General features: G+C 74.3%; 22 protein-coding genes and 1 pseudogene. 5 read left to right on the top strand and 18 right to left on the bottom strand.

All coding sequences use genetic code 11. The annotated features are described in order from the left end of the window. Window positions 1-13 precede the first annotated feature (13 nt). Both KSP35_RS17365 and arfB read right to left on the bottom strand, forming a co-directional pair. Window positions 14-1,102: an META domain-containing protein gene (locus KSP35_RS17365; RefSeq protein WP_216997062.1), complete on the bottom strand. Its 1,089-nt coding sequence runs from the start codon at window positions 1,100-1,102 to the stop codon at window positions 14-16. Between the two features lie 132 nt (window positions 1,103-1,234). Further along, window positions 1,235-1,651, bottom strand: coding sequence for an alternative ribosome rescue aminoacyl-tRNA hydrolase ArfB (arfB, locus tag KSP35_RS17360; protein ID WP_216997061.1), 417 nt, complete (start codon window positions 1,649-1,651; stop codon window positions 1,235-1,237). Window positions 1,652-1,879: 228 nt separating this feature from the next. Here arfB and KSP35_RS17355 point away from each other — a divergent pair, with 228 nt between their 5' ends. Both KSP35_RS17355 and KSP35_RS17350 read left to right on the top strand, forming a co-directional pair. After that, window positions 1,880-2,641 carry an SDR family NAD(P)-dependent oxidoreductase gene (locus KSP35_RS17355; protein WP_216997060.1) on the top strand — a complete coding sequence of 254 codons (762 nt, stop codon included), beginning with the start codon at window positions 1,880-1,882 and terminating at the stop codon, window positions 2,639-2,641. Between the two features lie 64 nt (window positions 2,642-2,705). After that, window positions 2,706-3,986 (top strand): cytochrome P450, encoded by a 1,281-nt coding sequence (locus tag KSP35_RS17350; protein WP_216997059.1) that lies wholly within the window; start codon window positions 2,706-2,708, stop codon window positions 3,984-3,986. Here the strand turns inward: KSP35_RS17350 and nhaA are convergent. The 3 genes from nhaA to KSP35_RS17335 form a co-directional block, all read right to left on the bottom strand. Then, complete coding sequence (nhaA, locus tag KSP35_RS17345; RefSeq protein WP_216997058.1) at window positions 3,916-5,307, bottom strand: Na+/H+ antiporter NhaA; 1,392 nt, start codon at window positions 5,305-5,307, stop codon at window positions 3,916-3,918. The two genes, KSP35_RS17350 and nhaA, sit on opposite strands and share 71 nt — an antisense overlap. Before the next feature lie 140 nt (window positions 5,308-5,447). Continuing rightward, complete coding sequence (locus KSP35_RS17340) at window positions 5,448-5,936, bottom strand: ATP-binding protein (protein ID WP_216997057.1); 489 nt, start codon at window positions 5,934-5,936, stop codon at window positions 5,448-5,450. A 35-nt stretch (window positions 5,937-5,971) separates the two neighbouring features. After that, entirely contained in the window at window positions 5,972-6,307 is a 336-nt protein-coding gene (locus tag KSP35_RS17335) for an STAS domain-containing protein (RefSeq protein WP_216997056.1), read from the bottom strand. 177 nt (window positions 6,308-6,484) lie between these two features. On the opposite strand from KSP35_RS17335, the gene KSP35_RS17330 reads away from it, so the two are divergent. Further along, a complete protein-coding gene (locus KSP35_RS17330; RefSeq protein ID WP_216997055.1) occupies window positions 6,485-8,782 on the top strand; it encodes a DEAD/DEAH box helicase in 2,298 nt (765 codons plus the stop codon). 212 nt (window positions 8,783-8,994) lie between these two features. On the opposite strand, the gene KSP35_RS17325 is transcribed toward KSP35_RS17330, so the two are convergent. From KSP35_RS17325 to KSP35_RS17265, 13 genes and pseudogenes are all read right to left on the bottom strand, one after another. Further along, complete coding sequence (locus KSP35_RS17325) at window positions 8,995-10,296, bottom strand: hypothetical protein (protein ID WP_216997054.1); 1,302 nt, start codon at window positions 10,294-10,296, stop codon at window positions 8,995-8,997. After that, a complete protein-coding gene (locus KSP35_RS17320) occupies window positions 10,293-11,048 on the bottom strand; it encodes a sortase (protein ID WP_216997053.1) in 756 nt (251 codons plus the stop codon). The genes KSP35_RS17325 and KSP35_RS17320 overlap by 4 nt, the downstream gene beginning before the upstream one ends. Before the next feature lie 13 nt (window positions 11,049-11,061). Further along, a complete protein-coding gene (locus KSP35_RS17315; RefSeq protein WP_216997052.1) occupies window positions 11,062-12,075 on the bottom strand; it encodes a hypothetical protein in 1,014 nt (337 codons plus the stop codon). A 572-nt stretch (window positions 12,076-12,647) separates the two neighbouring features. Further along, window positions 12,648-13,085 (bottom strand): hypothetical protein, encoded by a 438-nt coding sequence (locus KSP35_RS17310; protein WP_216997051.1) that lies wholly within the window; start codon window positions 13,083-13,085, stop codon window positions 12,648-12,650. Between the two features lie 77 nt (window positions 13,086-13,162). After that, entirely contained in the window at window positions 13,163-13,261 is a 99-nt protein-coding gene (locus tag KSP35_RS26085) for a CPCC family cysteine-rich protein (protein WP_216997050.1), read from the bottom strand. A 125-nt stretch (window positions 13,262-13,386) separates the two neighbouring features. Further along, the gene (locus KSP35_RS17300; protein WP_216997049.1) at window positions 13,387-13,743 is read right to left on the bottom strand and encodes a hypothetical protein; all 357 of its coding nucleotides are present in this window, start codon (window positions 13,741-13,743) and stop codon (window positions 13,387-13,389) included. Between the two features lie 206 nt (window positions 13,744-13,949). Further along, window positions 13,950-14,666 (bottom strand): hypothetical protein, encoded by a 717-nt coding sequence (locus tag KSP35_RS17295; RefSeq protein WP_216997048.1) that lies wholly within the window; start codon window positions 14,664-14,666, stop codon window positions 13,950-13,952. Window positions 14,667-15,076: 410 nt separating this feature from the next. Then, window positions 15,077-15,499: a TadE/TadG family type IV pilus assembly protein gene (locus KSP35_RS17290; RefSeq protein ID WP_216997047.1), complete on the bottom strand. Its 423-nt coding sequence runs from the start codon at window positions 15,497-15,499 to the stop codon at window positions 15,077-15,079. Further along, window positions 15,496-15,744: a DUF4244 domain-containing protein gene (locus KSP35_RS17285; protein ID WP_216997046.1), complete on the bottom strand. Its 249-nt coding sequence runs from the start codon at window positions 15,742-15,744 to the stop codon at window positions 15,496-15,498. Before KSP35_RS17285 ends, KSP35_RS17290 begins: the two co-directional genes overlap by 4 nt. A 145-nt stretch (window positions 15,745-15,889) precedes the next feature. After that, complete coding sequence (locus KSP35_RS17280) at window positions 15,890-16,609, bottom strand: type II secretion system F family protein (protein WP_216997045.1); 720 nt, start codon at window positions 16,607-16,609, stop codon at window positions 15,890-15,892. Window position 16,610: 1 nt separating this feature from the next. After that, the gene (locus KSP35_RS17275; RefSeq protein WP_216997044.1) at window positions 16,611-17,483 is read right to left on the bottom strand and encodes a type II secretion system F family protein; all 873 of its coding nucleotides are present in this window, start codon (window positions 17,481-17,483) and stop codon (window positions 16,611-16,613) included. Between the two features lie 226 nt (window positions 17,484-17,709). Beyond that, window positions 17,710-18,396 (bottom strand): annotated as a pseudogene (locus KSP35_RS26080) (CpaF family protein); the annotation flags it as partial. Between the two features lie 221 nt (window positions 18,397-18,617). Next, complete coding sequence (locus KSP35_RS17265; RefSeq protein ID WP_216997043.1) at window positions 18,618-19,292, bottom strand: hypothetical protein; 675 nt, start codon at window positions 19,290-19,292, stop codon at window positions 18,618-18,620. Window positions 19,293-19,446: 154 nt separating this feature from the next. On the opposite strand from KSP35_RS17265, the gene KSP35_RS17260 reads away from it, so the two are divergent. Both KSP35_RS17260 and KSP35_RS17255 read left to right on the top strand, forming a co-directional pair. Further along, window positions 19,447-20,235, top strand: a complete 789-nt coding sequence (locus KSP35_RS17260) for an HAD family phosphatase (RefSeq protein ID WP_216997042.1) — start codon at window positions 19,447-19,449, stop codon at window positions 20,233-20,235. Window positions 20,236-20,595: 360 nt separating this feature from the next. Next, complete coding sequence (locus KSP35_RS17255) at window positions 20,596-22,368, top strand: glycosyltransferase family 39 protein (protein ID WP_216997041.1); 1,773 nt, start codon at window positions 20,596-20,598, stop codon at window positions 22,366-22,368. Window positions 22,369-22,400 lie beyond the last annotated feature (32 nt).

Raw genomic sequence — 22,400 nt, 5'->3', positions numbered from 1 at the left:
AGCCCGGGCCGCCTCAGCCGACCCGCTCGGCCACCACGGTGCTGCCGCCGGAGGTGAGGGTCAGGGTGCCGCCGTCGACGGCCAGCTCGGGGTCGCCCTCCAGGAACGACCCGAACCACGCGTCCTGGGCCATCAGGGCCTCGCCGTCGGGGCCGCTGCAGGCCAGCTTGGTGCTGACCACCCCGCCCACCACCAGCTTCCCGCCGTCGACGTGGGCATCGGCGCCGCCGCCGTTGCAGCCGTTGAAGCCCACCCGGCCCAACGCGGTCAGGTCGAGGACGAGCGGGTTGCCGTCCTGGTCGCCGAGCACGGGCCGGTCGGCGCCGTCGACGGTGATGGCGGTGACCTGCCAGTCCTGCCCCTGGCCGGGCGAGGCCGGCGAGCTGCCGACGCGGCCCCCGCCCGAGCCGCCGGGCTCGACGGCGGGCGTGGTGACGACCGACCCGCTGCCGGGGTCGGGCAGGTGGGCCGGGTCGTCGGAGCTGACCGAGCCGTCGGGGTCCGCAGGCGAGGAGGTGGCGGGCAGAGGTCCACCGAGGTCGTCGAACGTGGCCGCCCCGAACCGGGAGCGGATGGTGAGCACGTCCCCGGACACGCCGACCGTGGGCGACGACGCCAGCAGCTCGGCCATCCACGCGTCGAACGCCATCAGTGCGGTGCCGGCAGCGTCGGTGCAGGCCATGTCGGTGGAGGCCATCGAGCCGTCGAGCACGAGGTTGGCGCCCTCGAGGCGACCGGTCCCGAAGCCGCCGTTGCAGCCGGTGAACGAGACCGTGCCCTCCACCGAGGTGTCGAGCACCGGCCGACGGTCCGCGCCGATCGGGGCGAGCGCCGGTGCGCTCGAGCCCTCGAGGTCCCGCACGGACCACCGGTGCCCCCACACCGCCGTCGCACCACCGCCCGGGCTCCCGCCGGTGTCGATGGGCTCCTCGTCCCTCGTCGCCAGGGCCCAGGCCCCACCGGCGAGCGCGACCACCAGGACGAGGACGACCGCGACCACCCAGGCCCGGCCCGGCCGCGGGATGCCGGACGCCGGACCGTCCGGGGCGAGCGGCAGCTCGGTGGGCTCCTCGTGGTGGTCGGAACGGTCGTCGTCGCTCATGGTGCACTGCCCCTCGAAGCCGGTCGGGCCGGCCCGTCGCCGAGGCCCGAGTCTGCCGCAGCGAGCGGCCCGATCGGGCTCCGACGTCGCCGGCGCGGCCCTGGTTCCCCGCGGGTCCCGGTGCGGTCGGCCCTAGGCGTCGCGGCCCGGGCTCCGGCGGTTGGCCTTGGTCTCGGAGCGCTGCTTCTTGGAGGTCAGCCGCCGCTGCTTGGCGCCCTTGCTCGGCTTGGTGGGCCGTCGCGGCCGCTCGACGTGCAGGGCGGCGGCCAACCGGGCCACGAAGCGCTCTTCGGCGATGGTGCGGTTGCGCAGCTGGCTGCGCTCCTCGTCGACCACGATGCGCACCGTGGGGCCGAGCTTGGCCAGCACCCGCTCCCGCTGCACCGGCAGCAGCGATGGCGAGGCCTCCACGTCGAAGAGCAGCTCCACCCGCGTGGCGGCCTTGTTGGCGTGCTGCCCGCCCGGCCCCCCGGACGCGCTGAACCGCACCGAGAGCTCGGTCCGGGGGATGCGCACGCCGCGCGCCACGACGAGGTCATCGCCAGCCATCTCCCCAGGCTCCCACGCCGGCCCACCCCACCGAAGTGGGTTGGGATCCGGCCGCCCCAGCGGCCAGTTCCCTGCCCAGTACCTGGGGGTGGACACCTCGGGTCACCCCCACCACCGAAGTGGGTACGGGTGGTCGGACGAGGAAACGAGAACGTGTTCTCGTTTCGGCCTAGGGTCGGCCGGCGCCCGAACGGGGGACGCACGCTCGCCAACCAGGGAGACGACGACATGGCCGATGGCACCCGCTTCGAGGGCCGCACCGCGATCGTGACCGGGGCCGCCTCCGGCATCGGTCGGGCCACCGCCCAGCGGCTCGCCGCCGACGGCGCCCTCGTGGGCTGCCTCGACCAGGCCGCCGCCGTCGAGGAGACCGTGGCGCTCATCCGCGAGGCCGGCGGCACGGCGACCGCGGCGAGCGTCGACGTGCGCGATGAGGGCTCGGTGGCGGCCGCCGTCGAGTCGGTGGCCGGCGAGCTCGGCACCCCGACGATCCTCGCCAACGTGGCCGGCGTGCTGCGCTTCGCCCACACCCACGAGATGGAGGTCGCCGAGTGGGACCTGCTGATCGACGTCAACCTCAAGGGCCCGTTCCTCATGGCCCGCGCCGTGATCCCGCACATGCTCGACAGCGGCGGCGGCGTGATCACCAACGTGGCGTCGTCGGCCGGCATGTTCGGCCAGGCGTTCATGGCCCACTACTGCGCGTCGAAGGGCGGCGTGGTGCTCATGACCAAGTCGCTCGCCTGGGAGTACCTCAAGCGCAACATCCGGGTGAACGCCATCTCCCCGAGCGGCGTGTCCACGCCGATGACCGGGCACGTCGACTTCCCCGACGGCATGGACTTCAGCCTCATCGCCAAGACCATGGCGGTCGACAACAAGATGCTCGCCCCCCAGGACCCGGCGTCGCTGATCGCCTTCCTCTCCAGCGACGAGGCGAGCGGCATCAACGGCGCCGTCATCCCGATCGACAACGCCGTCACGGCGTGAGCGAACGGGCCGGCACGTGCGCCTCCCGGACCTGAGGCCGCCCGCCCTGCCGGCGGTGGCGCCCATGCCTCCGGTGGCCGGCCCCCGCCTCCCCTGGGTCGGCGCCGCGCCCGGGCTGCTGCGCGACCCCACCGGGTGGTTCACCCGCCAGCGGGCCCGCCACGGCGACACCTTCGTGGTCGACGCCCTGGCCCACCGCTTCTTCTGCGTGTTCGGGCCGGTCGGCGTGGCCAGCCTCTATGCGGTGCCCGAGCGCGAGGCGTCGTTCGGGCTCGCCACCTACACGATGATCCGCACCAAGGTGCCGGACGAGCTCTTCGGCGACATCCGCAACCCGCCCCACAAGCTCTTCGGCGGCCAGCGCGTCGAGGGCTACCTCGCCAACCTCGAGCAGGCGATGGCCGCCGAGCTCGACGTGCTCGGCGAGCGCGGCACGTTCGACGCCTTCGGCGAATGCCGCCGCATCGGCCACCGGCTCGGCCTGGCGTCCTGGGCCGGCCACGAGGCCGCTTCCCCTGCGCACATCGAGCCGCTGATCGACGCCCTCGACCGCCTCGACACCTCCGAGTCGTTCGTCCACCCGCTCCGCACGGTGGCCACCGTCGCCACCGGCCACGCCCGCGAGCGCCGGGCCATGGCCGAGATCGAGGCGATCCTGGCCACCGTCCTCGCCGAACGGCGGCGGCGGCCCGATGCCCGCCCGGGCGACTTCCTCGACCAGATCGACGAGTCGTTCGCCGACGTCGACCAGCCCCGGCACGACCAGCTGGTGGCCCGCGACGTGATCGTCCTGCACCTCGGCTCGCAGTCGAACCTCTTCGCCGCCCTGGCCTGGACGCTGGTCAACCTGCTCCAGGACCCCGACGCCCTCGACGCCGTGCGCGCCGGCGACGACGCCCTCCTGGACCGGTTCGCCTACGAGAGCATCCGGGTGGCCCAGCGCTCCATCACCATGCGCCAGGTCCTGCGGCCCTTGACCTTCACCACCGACCAGGGGGACTTCGACCTGCGGCCCGGCACGTTGATCACCACCATGCTCTCGACGCTCAACACCACCGTCGACCCCCGCCTCGCCACGTTCGACGCCGACCACTACGACGGCCGGCGCCTCGCCCTGGCCGACGAGCTCCCCGCCAAGGAGCTGGTCTCCACCTTCGGCCACGGCACCCACACGTGCCCGGCCCAGCGGTTCTCGATCTCGGCCATCCGCACGGCGGTGCGCGCCCTGGTCGACCGCTACGACCTGGTGGCCGGCTTCGATCGACCCGGTCCGCTCACCCGCCAGATCGGCGGCGTGGCCCGGGCCGATCGGCCGACGCCGGTGCACTTCCGCCCTCGGGGCTGACGTCGCCGGTCGCCGCCAGGACGGCGGCGCCGAGCACCGCCGCCACGATCGAGGCGACCAGGATGCCGACCTTGGCGTCGCCGGCGAGCGCCCGCGAGCCCGGGAACGCCAGGCCGGCCACGAACAGCGACACGGTGAAGCCGATCCCGCCGAGCGCCGCCACACCCAGGAGCTGCACCCACCGCACGCCGGCGGGCAGGACGCCGGCACCGACGCGGACCGCCAACCAGGCGAAGGCCAGGATGCCGACGACCTTGCCCACCACCAGCCCCACCACCACGCCGGTGGTGACGGCGGAGGGCGACGTCAGCGCGTCGGCCGACACCTCGATGCCGGCGTTGGCGAGGGCGAACAGCGGCACGACCACGAAGGCGGTCCACGGGTGCAGCGCGTGGGCCACGCGCTCGGCGGGGGAGACCGACTCCCGCACGAGGAGGCGGGTGGGCCCGATGGCGCGGGCCGAGCGATCGCCGGCGGCGTCGAGCGAACCGGCGACGTCGTCGGGGGCGAGGTCGCCGACCAGCGGCCGGGCCGGGGCGAGCAGTCCCATGACCACCCCGGCGAGGGTGGCGTGCACGCCCGACTGGTAGAGGCACAGCCACAGCACGGCGCCCAGCGCCACGTAGGCCGCGAGGTGGCGCACGCCCGCCCGCCGGGCGAGCAGCACCACCGCCACGACGATCGCCCCGCCGAGCAGCCACCACCAGCCGATGGTGCCGGCGTAGAAGACGGCGATCACGACGATGGCGCCGATGTCGTCGACGACCGCCAAGGTCAGCAGGAACACCTTGAGCGGGCCGGGCACCCGGCGGCCCAGCAGGGCGAGCACGCCGAGCGCGAAGGCGATGTCGGTGGCCATGGGGATGCCCCACCCGCGCCCGCCCGGACCGCCGCGGTTGACGGCCAGGTACAGCGCCGCGGGCACCACCATCCCGCCGAGGGCGGCGGCTGCCGGCAGGACCGCGGCGCGCCGGTCGCGCAGCTCGCCCACCGCCAGCTCCCGCTTGATCTCCAGGCCGACCACCAGGAAGAAGGCGACCATCAGCCCGTCGTCGATCCAGTGGGTCAGGTCCCCGCGGAGCGACCAGCGACCCACCACGAGGGCCACCTCGGTGTGGAACACCCGGGCGTAGGCCGCCCGCCACGGCGAGCTCGCCCAGGCCAGGGCGACCGCGGTGGCCAGCAGCAGGACGGCGCCGCCGGCGGCCTCCACCCGCACGAACCGCAGGACGGGCCGGGCCACCCGACGGGCCAGCGCGGTGTCGCCGCCGCTCCAGGTCAGCCGGGAGGGCTCGGTCGGTCGGTCGAGGGGATCGGCCATGGTGCGGGTGCTCTCGGGGTCGGCGAAGGGACTCGCCGACCAGGCTTCCCGGCACACCAGGGACCGAGGCTACCCGGCCGCCCGGGAGGCGCTCTGCTCGACCGCTCGACCGCTCGGTCAGCGGCAGCCGACGTGAGGGCTCAGACCACGGAGCGGTCGACGGCCACCCGGGGGCCGAACGTCATCACCACGGTGGTGCCGCCCGGCGTGGGCTGGAACTCCAGCTCGTCGGCGAGGAGGCGGATCAGCGGGATACCCAAGCCGCCCTCGTGCTCGAGCCGGGCCGGGTCGGTGACCTCCGGGTGGGCCTGGAGCCCCTCGGGGTCGAAGCCGCCGCCGTGGTCCTGGACCGCGAGGCGGATGCGGCCGTCGCCCACCGAGCAGCGCAGCACGATCGGGGCGGTGGGATCGGCGCCCGGGTGGTCGGCCAGCTGGGCCTGGATGGCGTTGGTGCAGGCCTCGGACACGGCGAGGCGGAGGTCGGCGCCGCGCTCCTCGTCGAAGAGCGGCTCGACGGCGGCCACCGCGCCCACCACCAACCGGGCCACCGAGACCACCTCGGGCCGCGCGGGGAGCTCCAGCTCGACGGTCTCCGCGCTGGGCACGGTGTCGGCTGCAGGCTCCTCCATCACGCGGCCCTAGCGCAGCGTCGAGCCGGCGGGGATCACTCGGCGACCGCGTCGTCGAGCGAGGCGTGGATCTGGAACACCTGGTTGAGCCCGGTGATCTCGAACACCTTCACGATCCGGGGCTCGGTGCACACCAGCACGAGGTCGCCGTCGTGGGTGCGGACCCGCTTCAGCGCCCCGATCAGGACGCCGAGCCCGGTGGAGTCGATGAAGTCGACGCCCTCGAGGTCGACCACGATGCGGAAGCGCTCGTCGTTGACCAGGCGGATCAGCTGCTCGCGGAGCCGAGGTGCCGTCGCCACGTCGATCTCTCCCCCGACCTGCAGCACGGACCATGCGCCCTGCTCGCTCACGTCGAGTCGAAGATCCATCACTGCTCCTACCGGTCGCGTCCGCCCCCAAACCTACCGCCCGCGACCGGTCCGACCCGAACCACGCCCGAAGGCGCCCGAGCGGTCCCAAGGGGACCGTGCTGCACCGTGGCAGCCGCTCCGGCGTCGACACGCCCTAGGCTGCGAACGCCTGTTCCCCTGCCCGTCCGGACCGCCATGGCGCTGACCTCCCCAGATCCGGTCGCTGCCCACGTCGCCACCCTGCGCGACCACCTCGGCGCGGGCCTGGTGCACCTCGAGCGCCTCCCCCCACGGCCCGCCCGCACGGCCCCGCTGGCCCGTCCGCTGCCGGCCGCGGTGGCCGAGCGCCTGGGCGAGCTGGGCCTCGACGCGCTCTGGTCGCACCAGGCCGAGGCCATCGACCACCTGCGGGCCGGGCGGTCCACCGTCGTCGCCACCGGCACCGCCTCGGGCAAGTCCCTCTGCTACCAGCTGCCCATCGCCGAGGCGGTGGTCGACCCCATCAAGCCGGGCACCGCTTTGGTCCTGTTCCCCACCAAGGCCCTGGCCCAGGACCAGCTCCGCTCGTTCGGCCACCTGTCGATGCCGGGCCTGGTGGCGGCCACCTACGACGGCGACGCCAGCCCGGAGCAGCGCACCTGGGCCCGCCAGCACGCCAACGTGGTCCTCACCAACCCGGAGATGCTCCACCACGGGCTGCTCCCCCACCACGGGCGCTGGGCCACGTTCCTCATGCGCCTGCGCTACGTCGTCATCGACGAGCTCCACGTGCTGCGGGGCGTGTTCGGCACCCACGTGGCCCACCTCCTGCGGCGCCTGCAGCGCCTGTGCGAGCACTACGGCTCCTCGCCCACGTTCGTGTTCTCGTCGGCCACCATCGGCCAGCCGGCCGACCTCGCACGGTCGCTGTGCGGCCAGGCCGTCGCCCAGGTGACCGACGACGGCTCGCCCCACGGCGAGCGCCTCGTCGCCCTGGTCGACCCGGGCCGCATCGAGGTCGGCGACGGGCCGCCGCTCTCGGCCAACCGCGTCACCGCCGGGCTGGTGGCCGACCTCGTGCACGCCGGCCACCGGACGCTCGCCTTCTGCCGGAGCCGGGCGGGCACCGAGGTCGTGGCCGCCGAGGTCGTGCGCCGCCACCCGGACCTCACCGGTCGCGTGCGCCCCTACCGCGGCGGCTACCTCGCCGCCGAGCGTCGCGAGATCGAGGCCCAGCTCTTCAGCGGGGTCCTGGGCGGCGTGATCGCCACCTCGGCGCTGGAGCTGGGCGTCGACGTCGGCGGGCTCGACGCCGTGGTCCTGAACGGGTTCCCCGGCACCATCGCCTCGATGTGGCAGCAGGCCGGCCGCGCCGGGCGCGAGGGCCAGGCCTCGGTGGCCATCCTCGTGGCCGGCGACGACCAGCTCGACCACTACTTCCTGAACCACCCCGACGAGGTGTTCAGCCGCCCGCCCGAGCCGGCGGTGGTCAACCCGGCCAACCCCTACGTGCTCGACCCGCACCTCGCCTGCGCGGCCTACGAGCAGCCGTTGCACCACCACGACGAGCGCTGGTGGTCCTCGGACCTCGACGACGGCGTGCGGCGGCTTGTGGTCGACGACCAGCTCAAGCTCCGCCCGCGCTACGACGGCCTGCGGGCCGTGTGGGCCGCCCGCGGCCACCCGGCCAGCGGCATGGGCCTGCGCAGCGGGTCCTCCGGCGAGGTGCGCATCGCCTTCGCCGACGGCACCCTCATCGGCACCGTCGACCGCAGCCGGGCCTGCGAGCTGGTGCACCCGGGCGCCATCTACCTCCACCAGGGCCGCCCGCACCGGGTGGTCCGCCTCGACCTCGTCGACGGCGCCGCCATCGTCGAGCCCGCCGACGGCCGGGAGTACACCCTCGCCCGCTCCGACGTCGCGCTGCGCATCACCGGCACCGACGCCGAGCGCCCCTGCGGCCGCTTCACCGTCGGCCTCGGCACGGTCGAGGTCACCAGCCGGGTCACCGGCTACCAGCGGCGCGAGGTGCTCACCGGCGAGATCCTCGGCACCGAGGAGCTGGACCTCCCGCCGTCGCACCTGGTCACCCGGGGCGTCTGGTGGTCGGTGCCCGACCGGGTGCTGGCCGACGCCGCCATCGCCCCCAAGGACGTGCCCGGCACGCTCCACGCCGCCGAGCACACCGCCATCGGCATCCTCCCGCTGTTCACCATCTGCGACCGGTGGGACGTGGGCGGCGTCTCCACGCCGTGGCTGGACGAGCTGGGCACCCCGGCCGTCGTCATCTACGACGGCTACCCCGGCGGCGCCGGCATCGCCGAGCTGGGCTACCGGTCGGCGCAGGAGCAGCTGGCCGCCACCCTCGAGCTGCTGGAGCGCTGCCGCTGCACCGACGGCTGCCCGTCGTGCGTGCAGTCGCCCAAGTGCGGCAGCTGGAACGAGCCGCTCGACAAGGCCGGCGCCCGCTCGCTCCTGCGGGCCGCCGGGTTCGTCCCGCCGACGGCGCCCTGACCTCCAGTCGGCAGGCTGCCGGGGCGAGGTCGGGGCCGCTCGCCGTCGCCGTGCAGGCCGACGACGGACCGGGTCCGATCCCCTCCTCCACGACCGGCACCCGGCCCGCCGCATGGGTCATTCGACCTAGGCGACCGATCTCCTGCCCGACCTCCGGGTTCGCGGCGCCCGGAGGCGTCGATCCCCCCGACGGGTGACGGGCGGGCGCAGGTTCAGTCGTCCCAGGCCTCGGGCTCGAGCTCGATGCCGGCCGGCGCCGTGCGGCGCAGGAACGACCGGATCTGGACCGAGGCGGCCACCAGGACCAGCACCACCGCGATGGGCACGAGCAGGCCCGGCTTGGTGGTGTGCGGGGTGCTGACGGTTCGGGAGACGGTGCGGGTGGTGCCCGGGGTGGCCAGCTCGACGGTGCGACCCGTGTCCTTGGGCTGGTAGGGCAGCTTCTCCTCGAAGGTGTCCGGCTCGGTGGTCTCGGTGGAGCTGCCGCCGCCGCTGCGCCCCGATCCCGACGAGATGGTCCCGCCGGAGCGGTAGGTGGAGCGCGAGCCCGAGGGGCCGGAGGACCGGCCGTTGGCGGGCACCTTCGGGTTGGCCTTGCCGGCGGCGGGGACCGAGCCGGAGCCCGCCCCCGAGCTGCCCGTGCCCGAGCCACCGGTGCCGGTGCCACCGCTGCCCGACCCGCCCGTGCCGCTGCCGCCGGTGCCGGTGCCACCGCCACCGGTGCCCGTCCCGCCGCCGCCCGTGCCGGTGCCGCCGCCGGTGCCCGAAGGCGGAGCGTCGTCGCGCACCGTCGCGGTGCCGGCCCCGGTGGCCGGCGACGCGATCGGCGCCGAGCCGGGCCCGCCGGCGCCCCAGCGCAGGGTCTGGACGGCGTAGCTGTAGTCGCCGGGGCCGGGGACGGTGTCGACGTAGGCGCCGGTGCCCTGGGCCACGTCCTTGATCGGCGCGCCGTTGCGGAGGATGCGGTAGCCGACGACGTCCGGGCTGCGGTCGCTGGCCCAGCTGGTGGTGACCACGCGGCCCACCACGCCGCCGTTGGCCTGCGCCGGCCCGGGGCCGGGGTCGGCCAGGGCGACGGGCGCCTTCAGCGGGTCGGAGTTGGGCTTCAGGATGCTGGCCGGCTGGTTGGCCACCACCGAGACCACGTAGGTGCCGTTGCACGGGAAGTCGGGCTTGGCCGAGAAGGCCTGGCCCGCCAGGGTGGCGGTGCCACCGGCGACCGTGCAGGCCGCCGGGTACCCGGCCGGCAGGGCCACGGAGTAGGTGACCTTGGCGGGGTTGCCGGCCACGGGCGGAGCGGCGGTGCCCTTGAGCTCCGGGGGCCCGCTGAAGGCGTTGGGGCCCGCGGCGGTGATCGGGGCCGACCACTTGACCTGCCACAACAGGCCGTTGGCGGCACCGGCGGGCGAGGCGGCCAGGGCCGGCGCGGCGAGCGCAGCGGCTGCGGCGCCGACGAGGGCGAGGCGCTTGGCCAGGGGCCGGCGGGTGGGGTGCGACGAGGGTGCGACGGTCATGCGGGGTGGTCCTGGTCGTTGGCGATCAGCTTGGCGTGGACGACGAGCCGCTGGCGGGCGGAGCCCTCCGGGTGGCACGTGGTGAGCGTGAGCTCGGCGTCCTTGGTGGGGGCGATCACGTCCACGTCCTTCGGGTCGACCTCGAACGGCGCCGTGGTCACCGCGTAGGTGCACGACCCGATCGGGGTCTCGAGGGTGATGTGGTCGCCGAGGGCGAGCTTCTCGAGGTCGGTGAAGGGCTTGCCGTAGGTGGTGCGGTGGCCGGCGATGGCCACGTTGCCCTTCTCGCACGGCAGGGGCGACTCCGGGTAGTGCCCGGCGCCCGCCTTGAGGGCGCTCACCGTGACCCCCTCGACCACCACCGTGTCGAGGCCCATCTTCGGGGCCTTGATCCGGGTGAGGCTGTCGCCCACCGGGATCTGGCCGGCGAGGTAGGCCGTGCGGGTGGAGCCCTTCACGAACTGCTTCTCCAGCTTGTGCTGGAGGGTGTGGGTGTACTGGTCGGTGAGGAACGGGTAGCCCGCCACCCCCGCCGCCGCCAGCACCAGCACGGCTGCCACGCCCCCGAGGGTGCGGCGGGCCCAGGCGTGCTGGGCGAGCAGCTCGACCACGCCCTTGCGGGGCGCCATGTGGGCCGGGACGTACCCGGTTTGGGCCCGGAAGGGCCAACGCCGGTCGCCGCCACCACCCGCCCCCCGGCGCAGCACGAAGGCTGCGCCGAGGAGGACGAGGGCGGCACCGACCAGCAGCATCGGCGTCACGGGGTCAGGCCTTGGCGGTGGCCCGGCGGCTGCGGCGGCTGGACCGCACCACCAGGCCGCCGATCCCGGCGGCGCTCAGGCCGAGGACCAGGGCGATCTCCTGGAGCGGCTGCTCCTCGGTGCCCGTGCGGGGCAGCGAGGTCCGAGCCGGGGCACCGGGCGTGCGAGCCGGGGCGGTGGGCGCGGGCGCCGGAGCGGCGGTGGTCGGCGGGGCGGTGGTGGGCGTCGGGGCCGCGGCGACCTCGCCGAGCACCGACGACGACCCGTCGCTGAGCGCCAGGGTGACGCCGCCGTTGAGGCCGGTGAGCAGGTTCAGCTCGATGGTGGCCGACTCGGCCGACGCACCGTTCTCGAGCTGCTGGGTGCTGCCGCCCGAGACCTTGATCGACGAGGTCAGCGGAGCGGGCAGGGGCAGGTCGATCTGCTGGCCCGACGGGACCTCGAAGCTCTTGCTGGGGAGCTGCAGCAGCAGGGCGACGTCGTCGGCCACGGTCACCCGGACCGGCACGGCGGTCTGCTCGGCGGTGGTCTCGCCCGAGGCCCGGTTGCGGGACACGTTGGTGGTGGACTCGCCGGCCGTGATGGTCAGGATCGGCTGGGTGCCGAAGGTGCTGCCGCCCCGGTCGAGGACCTTGATGGTGGCGCCGGTCGACAGGGTCGAGGCGTCGACGCTGTCGGCGTCGGACGAGGTGTGCGACTCGGCGTCGCCGGCGTCGACGGTGAGCACCGACACGCCGTCGCCGGTGATGGCGTCCTGGAGCAGGTCGGTCACCTGGTCGACCACGACGTCGGTGGGCACCGGCAGGGCCGCGCCCAGCGGGTCGAGGAGCGGGCCGAGGCCGCTGATCAGCGTGTCGGTGAGGGTGGCGATGGGCAGGGCGTCGATGAGCGGCTGCACCAGCGGGTCGCCGCCCAAGCTGACGTGGAGGGCCTTGCCCTCGGCGTCGGAGCTGGAGCCGGTGGCGGTCACCGCGGCCTCGGCCGAGGAGCAGGCCGTCGACAGGTCGAGCAGCGGCACCGAGGCCGGGAGGGTGAGGGGGGCTGCAGACCGGGGTGGCCGAGCCGTCGGAGTCGCCGGCACCGGAGGCGGCCGCCTTGGAGCTGCCGAACGCCTGGGTCACGATGAGGGCGCCGGAGCCCTCGGAGTTGGCCTTGTCCGGCGAGGTCACGCCGGCGGTGGTGGCGCCGACGGTGAGCTGCTGGCCGAACAGGTTGAGCCGCAGCGCGCTGGCCTTGGCCTCGGCGGCGAACGTGTCGGCCCCCGCCTGGGTGGGTGCGGCCGGGGCCGCCCCTGCTGCGGGGACCGTCATGGCCGCAACCAGTGCGCCGCCCGCAGCCGTGAGTGCAATCCTTCGAAGCTTCATCAACGTGCCCGTTCTGTCTGATGGTGTGCCGACCGTCGCCCGATCGGGGGTTCCCCCAGGTGACGAGGTTCGCCAAGGTGACCCGGGTTCCTGCACGACCACGTCAGGAATGCCGACAATTTCCTCACGTTCCGCGTTCGCCTACGTCCGTACGGTGCTGGGTCTTGGCGTGACCTGCCGGGCTCCCGGTCAGCCAGGTGGTCGAGCCACCGTGGGGCTGCCCGGGCTATGCGAGCGGCTCGTTCCCCAGAATCACGTCGCCGTTCTCTCGAGCAAACGCAAAGCGGAGCGCCTCTCGGAGCAGGCCCTCCGCGTCCCGTTCGAGCGCCGGGACCGGCAGCTGCAACAGACTGGCACCGGCCCGCGCGACCGCGTACAGCAGCGCAGGCGAGGAGCAGGTCGCAGAGACCAACGCGAAGATCGGCCCCTCGACGTCGACCTCGACCTGGCCAATCGACGCGACGCCGCGCTCGACGTAGCCACCCTGAGCGAACGAGAAGGAAGGACCGCTATCCCTCGGTTCGCCTGCGTATCGCAGGTCCGGCTCGTGCGGCAACGCTGCGGCCATCGCCTGCAGGAGGTCCGGGCTGGCGCCGACCGCATGGAAGCCCAGGCGACCGTGCGCAATCGCCGGCGGCGTCGGGATGAGGACCTCGAGGACCACCGCTGCAGCTGGTCCCCGGGCATCCGGCTCGGCCCACAGTCGTGCTTGGCGAGGGCCGCCAAGTGATATGTCGAGACTCAATGGGCCTCCTCCCAGAAGCAGACCTCACAGATCTCGTACGTTCCCGTCGGCTTCTCGTGCAACGTACGAAATCCACAGCAGTGGCACGTGAACATGCCAGCCCTCCACGTCACTCGTCCGGGATCAAGTCGATCCAGCCAGTACGCACGACCGCCATCCGGCCAGAACCGGGTGGGCCTGCTCCTGCGCCTCTGGCAGACCAAGGTCACGCCGCAGAGACTCACGGTTCCGGCGAGCGGCCATAGAGACGGTCATGGATGGATCCAAGGAGCGACCGATCTACGCCCCACTTGTCGCGGAGAGATGCCGTCTCAACGTTGGTCAAGGGGTATCCCAGGAGATTGCCGAGGGCATTGCCCACCGCTACACGTTGCATCTGCAGAGCATCCTCAGACGACGTCGCCGTAGGAGTTCCCGGCCACGCATCGCGCACCCTCGACATCTCCTGGCGGGTCACTCCCATGAGGGTGCCGAACTCCCAGTCGTCAAAGAAGGGGCCGTCGCACACTGCGTCCAAGCAACGACGAACACCATCGATCTCGGCAGCGTCAAGCCGCTCGACGTGGAAGTTTCTCATCTCACATCCAATCCAAGCTCGATGTCCTCCCAGGCACGATGCGGCTCGTATCCCTCGAAGGCTGTTCGAAGCCAAGAGCCGTGCGCGTGCACCCGATGACGTGCCTGGAGCAGAACTCTGGGGTGCGCTCACCCAACGCCCGCACGGGGCAAGGGCGAGGTCGGGCCAACGCAACCGATCCGCCGCGGATCGCCGGACCACCGGGATCAGGCCCAGAACCTCTCCCCTCCGGCCTCGATGAAGCGCTCGACGAAGGCGCAGAGCTCTTCGCCAACCGATGTCCACCCCGCCCGGCGGGTCCCGGGCCCGGCGATCAGGAGCTCTTGACGGCCAGAGGTCAGGTAGACGAGCAGATCGTCGTTGTCGAGGAGTTCCCCGATGACGAGATCGGCGTTCCTCGTCTCGCTCCGCCGCCGCACCCGTTCGAGCTCCGAGCGAGCCTGGCAGGCAGCTGGGGAGAACAGGTGCAGGCCCGACCGATCGCCGTCGCGACCTTCGAGGACGTATGCCTCCTGGAAGTGCAGCCACAGGTACCGAAGCTCGACCGGCGCCAGCCTGGCTCGACCAAGGTCCCCTACGTCGTCGACGAGGGGTACGAACTTCGATGCCCGAGCGTCCACACCGAGGGGGCTCCTCCCCGACTCGTCCGTGGATCGAAGGATCGCCTCAACCAGCTGCGCGGGGTCGAACCTCTCGGTCAGCGGTCCCCACCGCGCCGACTGCAGGGCTGCAGCGTCACGGCTGAGCACGATCTGACGATTCTCGTCATGACCAACGACCACACCGGCAACGGCGTCGCCCGTTCGGGGCCGATCTATGTCGGGGGACGAGGGTCCTCGCAGGTCCATGTCCACATAGCGCAGAAGGCCTCGAAATCCTGTCTGGGCCAGCCGGACGAACACGCCGAAGTGCCAGATCTCCACGACGGTTCCGGCAACGACGGACCCGACCGGATAGGACGCCTTCGCCGCCTCCCAATCATCTGGCGAAGACGTCAAGACGCTGGGCCGATCGGGAACGAGCTCAGGAGTTCCATGCCTTCACGAGCAGTGAGGTTACCGATGTCCAGCTCCGCCTCATGTCCGTGGCGGCCACCCTGCTGTCGAGCAGGTCGGCCCAGCATTCGGACCCACCGTCCACGTGCTGCATGGCCTCTGGATCCATTCGGCATCTGCGCTCGTCAAGCCGACCTCTGTCGGCCGCTCGCTCCGTAGCGCCCCTAGGGAGCTCTCGGTGCTGAGCAGAGCGACCCTTCCATGACCATCCGACGGCCGCCGGTGCTGCTGCGCCACCTGGGCTGGGGGCCAGGCTCCGGCACGACCGCCACCCACGGTCAGGGTCCGCGGCGATCGGCCTCGACGCGCATGGTGACGGTGGCCGACACGGTGGGGTCGCCGAGGAGGCCGCCGACGAGGGGCACGTCGGTGCGCACCCGGTAGCGGACGGTGACGCGGACCCGGCTCCCCTCACCGCCCCGGCCGGCGACCTCGACGCGCAGGTCACCGGCCCGGAGCCCAGGGGTGGCCCGGGCCGCACGGGCGGCGGCACCGGGATCGGGATCGACTGCCGCCGCCCGCGCCCCCTCCCGGGCGGCGTGCACGACGAGGAGCTGGGCGCGGGCCACCAGGGCGACCTGGACCACGAGGAGCAGGGCCAGCACGACGACGGGCAGCGCCAGGGCCAGCTCGACCGTGGCCTGCCCGCCCTCCTGCCCACCAACCCGACCGCCCCGGCGGCACCGCCCCCGCGAGCTCACTTGGCGTCGGAGATGAGGTTGCCGAACACCGCGTCGAACAGCTGGCCGACCTTGCCGGACTTCACCGCCCACGCCGCGAGCAGCAGGGCGATGGCTGCGGCGCCGAGCAGCACGAGGGCGTACTCCGCGGTGGCCTGGCCCGATGCCGACCGCAGCCGGTCGAGCCGTCGGCCACGGGCAAGGTGGGCCCGAGCCTCGGCGGCACGGAGCAGGGCGAGGTGGGCGGTGACGGAGAGCGAGAGCATGGAGACCTCCAGGGGGGGGCGACGACGAGCGGGGTGCCGTGCGTCGTAGGTGGTGGGCACGGACGTGCCGGGGCGAGGGGCCGTGGGCGGCGAGGGTCCGGCACCCGGAGGTGCGAGCAGGGGTGGGCGCGCTCGTGCGCCGCGCTCAGGGCTGCAGCGAGCGGAGCGACGCCGCCAGCAGCGGCACCACGGTCAGCAGCCCGAACGCCGGGAGCACGCAACAGACCAATGGGAACAGCAGCGTGACGGGCAGCCGACGAGCCGCCTCCTCCGCCTGGCGACGACGGGCGTCTCGGGCGGCCTCGGCCGCAGAGGCGAGGGCGTCGGCCAGCGGCGACCCGCTGCGGTGGCTGGCGACGAGCGCGTCGACGAGCGGAGCGACCGACGGCCCGACGGCATCGCCGAACGCCACCAGGGCGACGACCACCCCGTCGCGGCCCGCACGATCCGCCGCGGCGACGAGCGGGGCCCGGAGCGCCGCTGGGGCCCGTTCCGCGACCAGCCGCACGCACGTGGGCACGGGGTGCCCGGCGGCAGCGGCCACCACGAACAGGTCGACCAGCTCGGGCGTGGCGGCCTCGACCGCCCGCTGCCGCGCCCGACGAGCCCGGCGGACCGAGGCGAGCCGAGCCAGCAGCACTGACGCCGCCGCGACCACCCCCGCCAGGGGCCCGACGAGCACGACGGCCAGCACCGGGAGGGCCAGGGCGATCGCCACGCCGACCAGGGGCGGCGTCGCTCCCACCGGTGCCCGGGAGGAACGTGGGCCGGCCATGGCCGGCTGCGGCCGGCCGGCTGCCCTCGGTCCGCCGAAGGCGAGGAGGACCACGGCGGCCGAAGCGGCGGCGAGGACCACGGCGGCCACGTCAGGACACCGCCCGCAGCTGGTGGGCCATCCAGGTCGCGCCGACGGCATCGAGGACCAGCCCCCCGCCGAGGCACGCCCACCCGCCCGGCGTGGCGAACAGGAACGCCGCCAGGCGAGGATCGGCCGCTGCCGCCGCAACGCCGAACCCCAGCGGAGCCAAGACCAGCACGGCCGCCGAAGCCCGAGCCTGCGAGCCGAGGGCGCGGACCTCGCGCTGCAGCGCCGCCCGCTCGGCCAGCGAAGCGCGCACCCCGGCGAGGGCCCGCCAGCGGCTGCCACCGGCCCCTGCGGCCAGGGCGAGGGCGTCGGCGACCAGGCCGGCGCCGGTGCCCGCCCGGGCCGCCGCCCACTCGTCGAGCAGCGGTTGCAGCCGCTCGCCCCGCTGGTGGCGGCGGGACACTGCGGCCAGGTCGGCCGCCGCCGGCGAAGAGCCCCCACCTGCCGCGCTCACCGCCTGCGGCACCGATGCGCCCGACCGCAACGCCGCCGAGATCGCTTCCACCGCCGCGGCCAGCCCGACGTCGTAGTCGCGCGCCGCCGCTCGACGCCCTGCCACCGGCGCCACCCGCAGCGCGGCCACACCGACGAGCGCTGCCGACGCCACCAGCAGCGGGGCCACGAGACCCACCAGGACGATCGCACCGATGCCCGCCAACCGGACGATCGGCCACGCTCGATCGGTGTGGTCCGCCGCATCGCCGGCCGCCATCGCCGCCCGGAACCACGGCGGAGCGCCCGGAGGGGCACCCGCCGCGGTCGAGCTCGTCCGGGCTCGCTCGGACCCGACGAGCCGGACGGCCCGCAGCGCGGCAGCGCCGCTCGCGCCGACCCCCGCGGCGACCGGCGCTGCGGCCCACAGCTCGGCGTTCACGTCGGCTCCGATCGCGCACCGAGGCGAGCCGGTTCGGCCACCACCCGATCGGCGTCGGCCAGCCGGCGCGGGCCGCGCCGATTTCGGCGCCGGTCCCGGGCGGGTGCACCTCGGCGACCTCCACCACCCGCCGGGCACCGTCGGCGCCGCGACCCACGTGCACCACGAGGTCGATGGCGGCGGCCAGGTGGTCGCGCACCGCGGCGAGCGGCAGGCCGACCCCGGCCAGCAGCACCAGCGACTCGAGGCGACGGAGTGCGTCCTCGCAGCCGTTGGCGTGCACCGTCGACAGCGAGCCGTCGTGGCCGGTGCTCATGGCCTGCACCATGTCGAGTGCCTCGGCGCCGCGGACCTCGCCGACCACCAGGCGGTCGGGCCGCATGCGCAGCGCGTTGCGCACCAGCTCCCGGCACGTCACCTCGGCCACGCCCTCCACCGACGACGGCCGGGTCTCGAGCCGCACGACGTGGGCCGAGGCGAGCCGCAGCTCGGCGGCGTCTTCGACGGTCACCACCCGCTCGCCGTCGGGGATCCAGCCGGCCAGGGCGTTGAGCAGCGTGGTCTTGCCCGACCCGGTGGCCCCGGCCACCACGACGTTGGCCCGAGCCTCCACGGCCCGGCGGAGCAGCGCGGCCACCGGCGGGGCGGCGAAGGCCGCCACCGGCACCCGGCGGGCGCCGAACCGGCGGATGGTCACGTACGGCCCGTCGACCGCCAGCGGGGGCACCACCACGTGGACCCGAGAGCCGTCCGGCAGCCGGCCGTCGGCCACCGGGCTGGTGGGGTCGGCCCGGCGACCGAGCGGCGCCAGGATCCGCTCGACCACCCCGTCGATGGCCGCTCGGTCCAGCACGACCGGCGTGGCCTCCAAGCGGCCGCCGCGCTCCACCCAGACCCGGCCCGGCCCGTTCACCAGCACGTCGGTGACCGCCTCGTCGGCGAGCAGCGGGTCGAGCGGGCCCAGGCCCGCCACCTGCGAGCGCACCCGCGCCACCGTCTCGTCCACCGCATCAGCGGGAAGCAGCGGCGCCGACCGCCGGACCAGCGCCGCGACCTCGGCCGCCGACGGCACGCCCGCCCCGGCTGCGGCGCGCAGCTGCGCCACCACCTCGCGATCGACCGCCGCGCCGGTGGTCACGCCGCCGCCACGGGCAACAGGGCGCTGACCGCCCCGACCAGCGACCGGGGCAGCCGCGCCCGGACCAGCCCGGCGTCGACGGCCCGGGCCACCGCCGGGTCGACGGCCAGTTCGGCCACCGCAGGCGCACCGAGGGCCGCCTCGACGTCAGCCGTCGACAGCGCCCGGCCCGGGTCCCGGACCACCACCAGACCGGACGGCCGCACCGGCGCAGCCAGCGCCCGGCGCACCGCCAGCGTGCAGGCCCGGGTGACCAGCAGCGACCGGTCCGACTCGGCGGCGAACGCCCGGGCCACCGGCGCCCCGTCGACCGTGCCGGCGTCGACCACCACCACGCGGCCCGTGGCCGCCAGCAGCTGGAGCAGCACCGGCCCCCGAGGCCCGACGAGCGGCGCCCGCCCTCGTGGCAGCAGCTCGAGCCCCGGGCCCACCGGCACCGCCAGCCGGGCCAGCGAATCGGGCGGCACCTCGGGCCCGGCATCGAGCCACTCGGCCACCCCCGGCCCGCTCGGCTCCGGCAGCCCGAGGCAGGCGGGCACGTCACCGGCCAGGTCCACCAAGGTGACCGGCGACGGCCGGTCCGCCGAGGGCCGAGCCCCCGCCAGCGCCAGGGCGACCGCGACGGTGGTGGTCCCCACCCCGCCCTTCACCGACCAACACGTGATGACCACGACGACCTCCCGAGCACACCGAACAGACAGGCGGGGAAGGCCGAGCCCGACCGTAGCGGCGCCCCCGGATGGGTACAAGAGGCATCCAAGAGCACGTGGACGGCATGACCGATGGCCGCCAGGTGGGCGGGAGGGGGCACCTACACTCGTCGCCGTGGAGGCCGCCTTCTTCGACCTCGACAAGACCGTCATCGCCAAGGCGTCGATGGTGGCCTTCGGTCGACCGCTGTACCGAGCCGGGCTGGTGTCGCGCTGGCTGGTGCTCCGTGCGCTGTGGGGACAGCTCGTCTACCTGCAGCTCGGCCACAGCGATGCGCAGATGGAGAAGAGCCGGGCTGCGGTGCTGAGGCTCACCAAGGGGTGGGACCAGGCCAAGGTGTCGGCCGTGGTGCGCGACGCGCTCGACGAAGTCATCGAGCCGATCGTCTACGAGGAGGCGCTGGCGCTCATCCGCACCCACCGCGAGGCCGGGCGCCGGGTGTTCATCGTGTCGGCCTCGCCGATCGAGGTGGTGGCCCCGCTCGCCGCCTACCTACAGGTCGACGACGCCATCGCCACCCGGGCCCGGGTGGACGAGCACGGCCGCTACACCGGCGAGGTCGACTTCTCGAGCCACGGCGCCAACAAGGTGATCGCCATGGAGGAGCTGGCCGAACGCTACGACCTCGACCTCGCCGCGTCCTACGCCTACTCCGACTCGGTGACCGACCTGCCGATGCTGGAGGCGGTGGGCCACCCGGTGGCGGTGAACCCCGACCGGGAGCTGCGGCGCGCCGCCGTCGAGCGCGAGTGGGAGGTGCTCACCTTCGCCCTCGAGGTGCCGCTGCGCAGCCGGGTACCGATGCCCAGCCCCGGCCAGACGGCAGCGGGCGCCGCAGGCCTCGCCGGCATCGGTGCCGGCCTGGCGGCGTGGTGGTACCTGCGCCGTCCCCGGCGCCCCTGAGCCGGCCGTCGCGCCGGGTGGGTGCGGACGCGGCGACGCGGCCCGCGAAGGGCCGCGTCGAGGCGTGCTGCTGGATCGTCGATCGGCGGTGCCGGAACCCCGGCGACGCCGAAGGGCGTCAGACGGTGCGGACCTTCTTCGCCACCACGGTAGCGAGGGCGGCGAGGACGACGAGGATGAGGAGCTTCTTCATGGCGGTGCAGCCTACGACCTCCGGACCTGGCCTGCAGCCCGCCCGACCACCCGAGCGGGCGACACCCGGCTCTCCTCACCCCTGGGGTGATTTCCCCGGCACCAAGCGGTTTCGTAGTCTGTGGCCGTCACCGGACCAACCGTGGGGTTGGTGACGAGCCCGTTCCCTTGAGCCTCGACGCCCCTGCCCCCACCGCGCCGCCCGATCCCGTCGACACCGACCAGGTCGAGGTCGGCGACGGAACGTCCGCCCTGGCCGAGCCGGGCCCGAGCAGCGACGGCGATCGCACGCTGCGGCGCAAGCTCCGAGCGCCGCTCGCCGTGTCGCTCGTCCTCCAGCTCGTCATCGCCGCCGGCGACAAGCTCCCCTCGGTCGACGGCACCGCCTACTTCGAGGCCGGCCGCAACCTGCTCTCCGGCAACGGCTTCACCCGCGAGGGCGGGCCCGAGCTCCACTTCCCGCCGCTGACGCCGGTCGGGCTGGCCGGCCTCGAGAAGGTCACCGGCTCCGAGCTGGCCGCCCTGCGCATCTGGGGCTTCCTGACCTCGGCGCTGGTGGTGCTGTTCCTCGTCCTGCTGGCCCAGCGCATCTGGCGCGACCACCGCACCACCGTCGCGGTGGCCTGGATCGGTGGCACCGTCTCGGGCCTCACCCCGCTCTTCACCCGCCAGGGCGGCGGCAGCGAGCCGATCGCCCTCGCCACCCTCCTCGCCGCCGTGTGGTGCGCGCTGGTGGCGCTCGACGACGAGACCTCGGAGCGCAAGCGCACGCTGCTGCTCATGGCCTCGGGCCTGTCGGTCGGCCTGGCCTACCTCGCCCGGCCCGAGTCGCTGCTGCCCGGCTTCTTCATCGGGCTCGGCCTGGTGATCGAGGCGCTGCGCCGCCCCGGCTCGCTCGGCGTGCGGGTCAAGCGGATGCTGGCCTGGGCGCTGCCGTTCGGGCTCGTGGTCCTGATCTGCCTGTTCCCCTACCTGGCCTACCTCCACAGCCACACGGGCAAGTGGTCGGCCACCGACAAGTCCCAGGACGCGTCCATCCAGGCGTGGCGGGCCGTCGCCGAGAACAACCGGCTCGAGCGCGACCGCGTGCTCTACGCGATCAACTCCAGCGGCACCGGCCTCGGCGTGCCCACCCGCCCGCTCACCGCGCTGGCCAAGGAGGACCCCTCCGGCTGGCTCGGCATCGTCGGGGTCAACATCCAGACCCTCTTCCGGGTCTACGTGGTGCCCGGCTTCGCCGCCGGGCCCAACTGGCACGCCATCCCCGCCTTCCTCCTCATCCCGGCCTTCATGGCCATGTGGCGCGACCGCAAGCGGCGCTCGGCCCAGATCCTCACCGCGCTCGCCATCTCGCCGGTGATCACCTGCATCGTCTTCTTCACCCAGGCCCGCTACCTGGTGGTCACCACCGCCGTGCTCGCCCTCTACGCCGGCCGCGGCCTGGTGCAGTACGTGCTCCCCTGGAAGCCGCGGGCCCGCCACATCGCCCTCGGGCTCACGGTGGTGTTGATGGCCACGTCGACCATCGGCGAGATCAAGCCGCTGCTGCCCGGCATCACCACCAACGACCCCACCGAGCAAGCGGCCGCCGGTCGGTGGATCGACGCCCACACCCCGCCGAAGTCGCGGATCATGACCCGCTCGTTCCACGTGCAGTACTACGCCCACCGCCCGGTGGTGGCCATGCCCTCGAGCGACTTCGGCACGCTCCTCACCTTCGCCCGCCGCATGGGCGTCGACTACGTGGTGGCCGACGAGGCCACCATCAGCCGCCGCCGCCCCGAGCTCTACGCCGCCCTGCTGCAGTGGCGGGACCCGCCCGGCCTGCGCCTGGTGAAGATCATCGAGCGGCGCGGCCAGCAGGTCCGCATCTTCCAGCTCGATCCCCTGCCGGCCCCCTCGGATCGCCCACCGATCCCCCTGGGCTACGTCAGCGACTGAACCCGGCCCGGCCCGGCGCTCGCCCCACCGGG

The organism is Aquihabitans sp. G128 (genome assembly GCF_019048865.1).
In the GTDB taxonomy this organism is placed as follows: Bacteria; Actinomycetota; Acidimicrobiia; order Acidimicrobiales; family Iamiaceae; genus Aquihabitans.
Note: the sequence above shows the minus strand (reverse complement) of the source record. Positions and strands in the feature narration are given on the sequence as shown.

What these genes read in the sequence shown, in the direction of transcription:
- KSP35_RS17365 (WP_216997062.1), bottom strand. Translation starts at nt 1,102, where the DNA reads ATGAGCGACGACGACCGTTCCGACCACCACGAGGAGCCCACCGAGCTG.
- arfB (WP_216997061.1), bottom strand. Translation starts at nt 1,651, where the DNA reads ATGGCTGGCGATGACCTCGTCGTGGCGCGCGGCGTGCGCATCCCCCGG.
- KSP35_RS17355 (WP_216997060.1), top strand. Translation starts at nt 1,880, where the DNA reads ATGGCCGATGGCACCCGCTTCGAGGGCCGCACCGCGATCGTGACCGGG.
- KSP35_RS17350 (WP_216997059.1), top strand. Translation starts at nt 2,706, where the DNA reads ATGCCTCCGGTGGCCGGCCCCCGCCTCCCCTGGGTCGGCGCCGCGCCC.
- nhaA (WP_216997058.1), bottom strand. Translation starts at nt 5,307, where the DNA reads ATGGCCGATCCCCTCGACCGACCGACCGAGCCCTCCCGGCTGACCTGG.
- KSP35_RS17340 (WP_216997057.1), bottom strand. Translation starts at nt 5,936, where the DNA reads ATGGAGGAGCCTGCAGCCGACACCGTGCCCAGCGCGGAGACCGTCGAG.
- KSP35_RS17335 (WP_216997056.1), bottom strand. Translation starts at nt 6,307, where the DNA reads ATGGATCTTCGACTCGACGTGAGCGAGCAGGGCGCATGGTCCGTGCTG.
- KSP35_RS17330 (WP_216997055.1), top strand. Translation starts at nt 6,485, where the DNA reads ATGGCGCTGACCTCCCCAGATCCGGTCGCTGCCCACGTCGCCACCCTG.
- KSP35_RS17325 (WP_216997054.1), bottom strand. Translation starts at nt 10,296, where the DNA reads ATGACCGTCGCACCCTCGTCGCACCCCACCCGCCGGCCCCTGGCCAAG.
- KSP35_RS17320 (WP_216997053.1), bottom strand. Translation starts at nt 11,048, where the DNA reads ATGCTGCTGGTCGGTGCCGCCCTCGTCCTCCTCGGCGCAGCCTTCGTG.
- KSP35_RS26085 (WP_216997050.1), bottom strand. Translation starts at nt 13,261, where the DNA reads ATGTTCACGTGCCACTGCTGTGGATTTCGTACGTTGCACGAGAAGCCG.
- KSP35_RS17300 (WP_216997049.1), bottom strand. Translation starts at nt 13,743, where the DNA reads ATGAGAAACTTCCACGTCGAGCGGCTTGACGCTGCCGAGATCGATGGT.
- KSP35_RS17285 (WP_216997046.1), bottom strand. Translation starts at nt 15,744, where the DNA reads ATGCTCTCGCTCTCCGTCACCGCCCACCTCGCCCTGCTCCGTGCCGCC.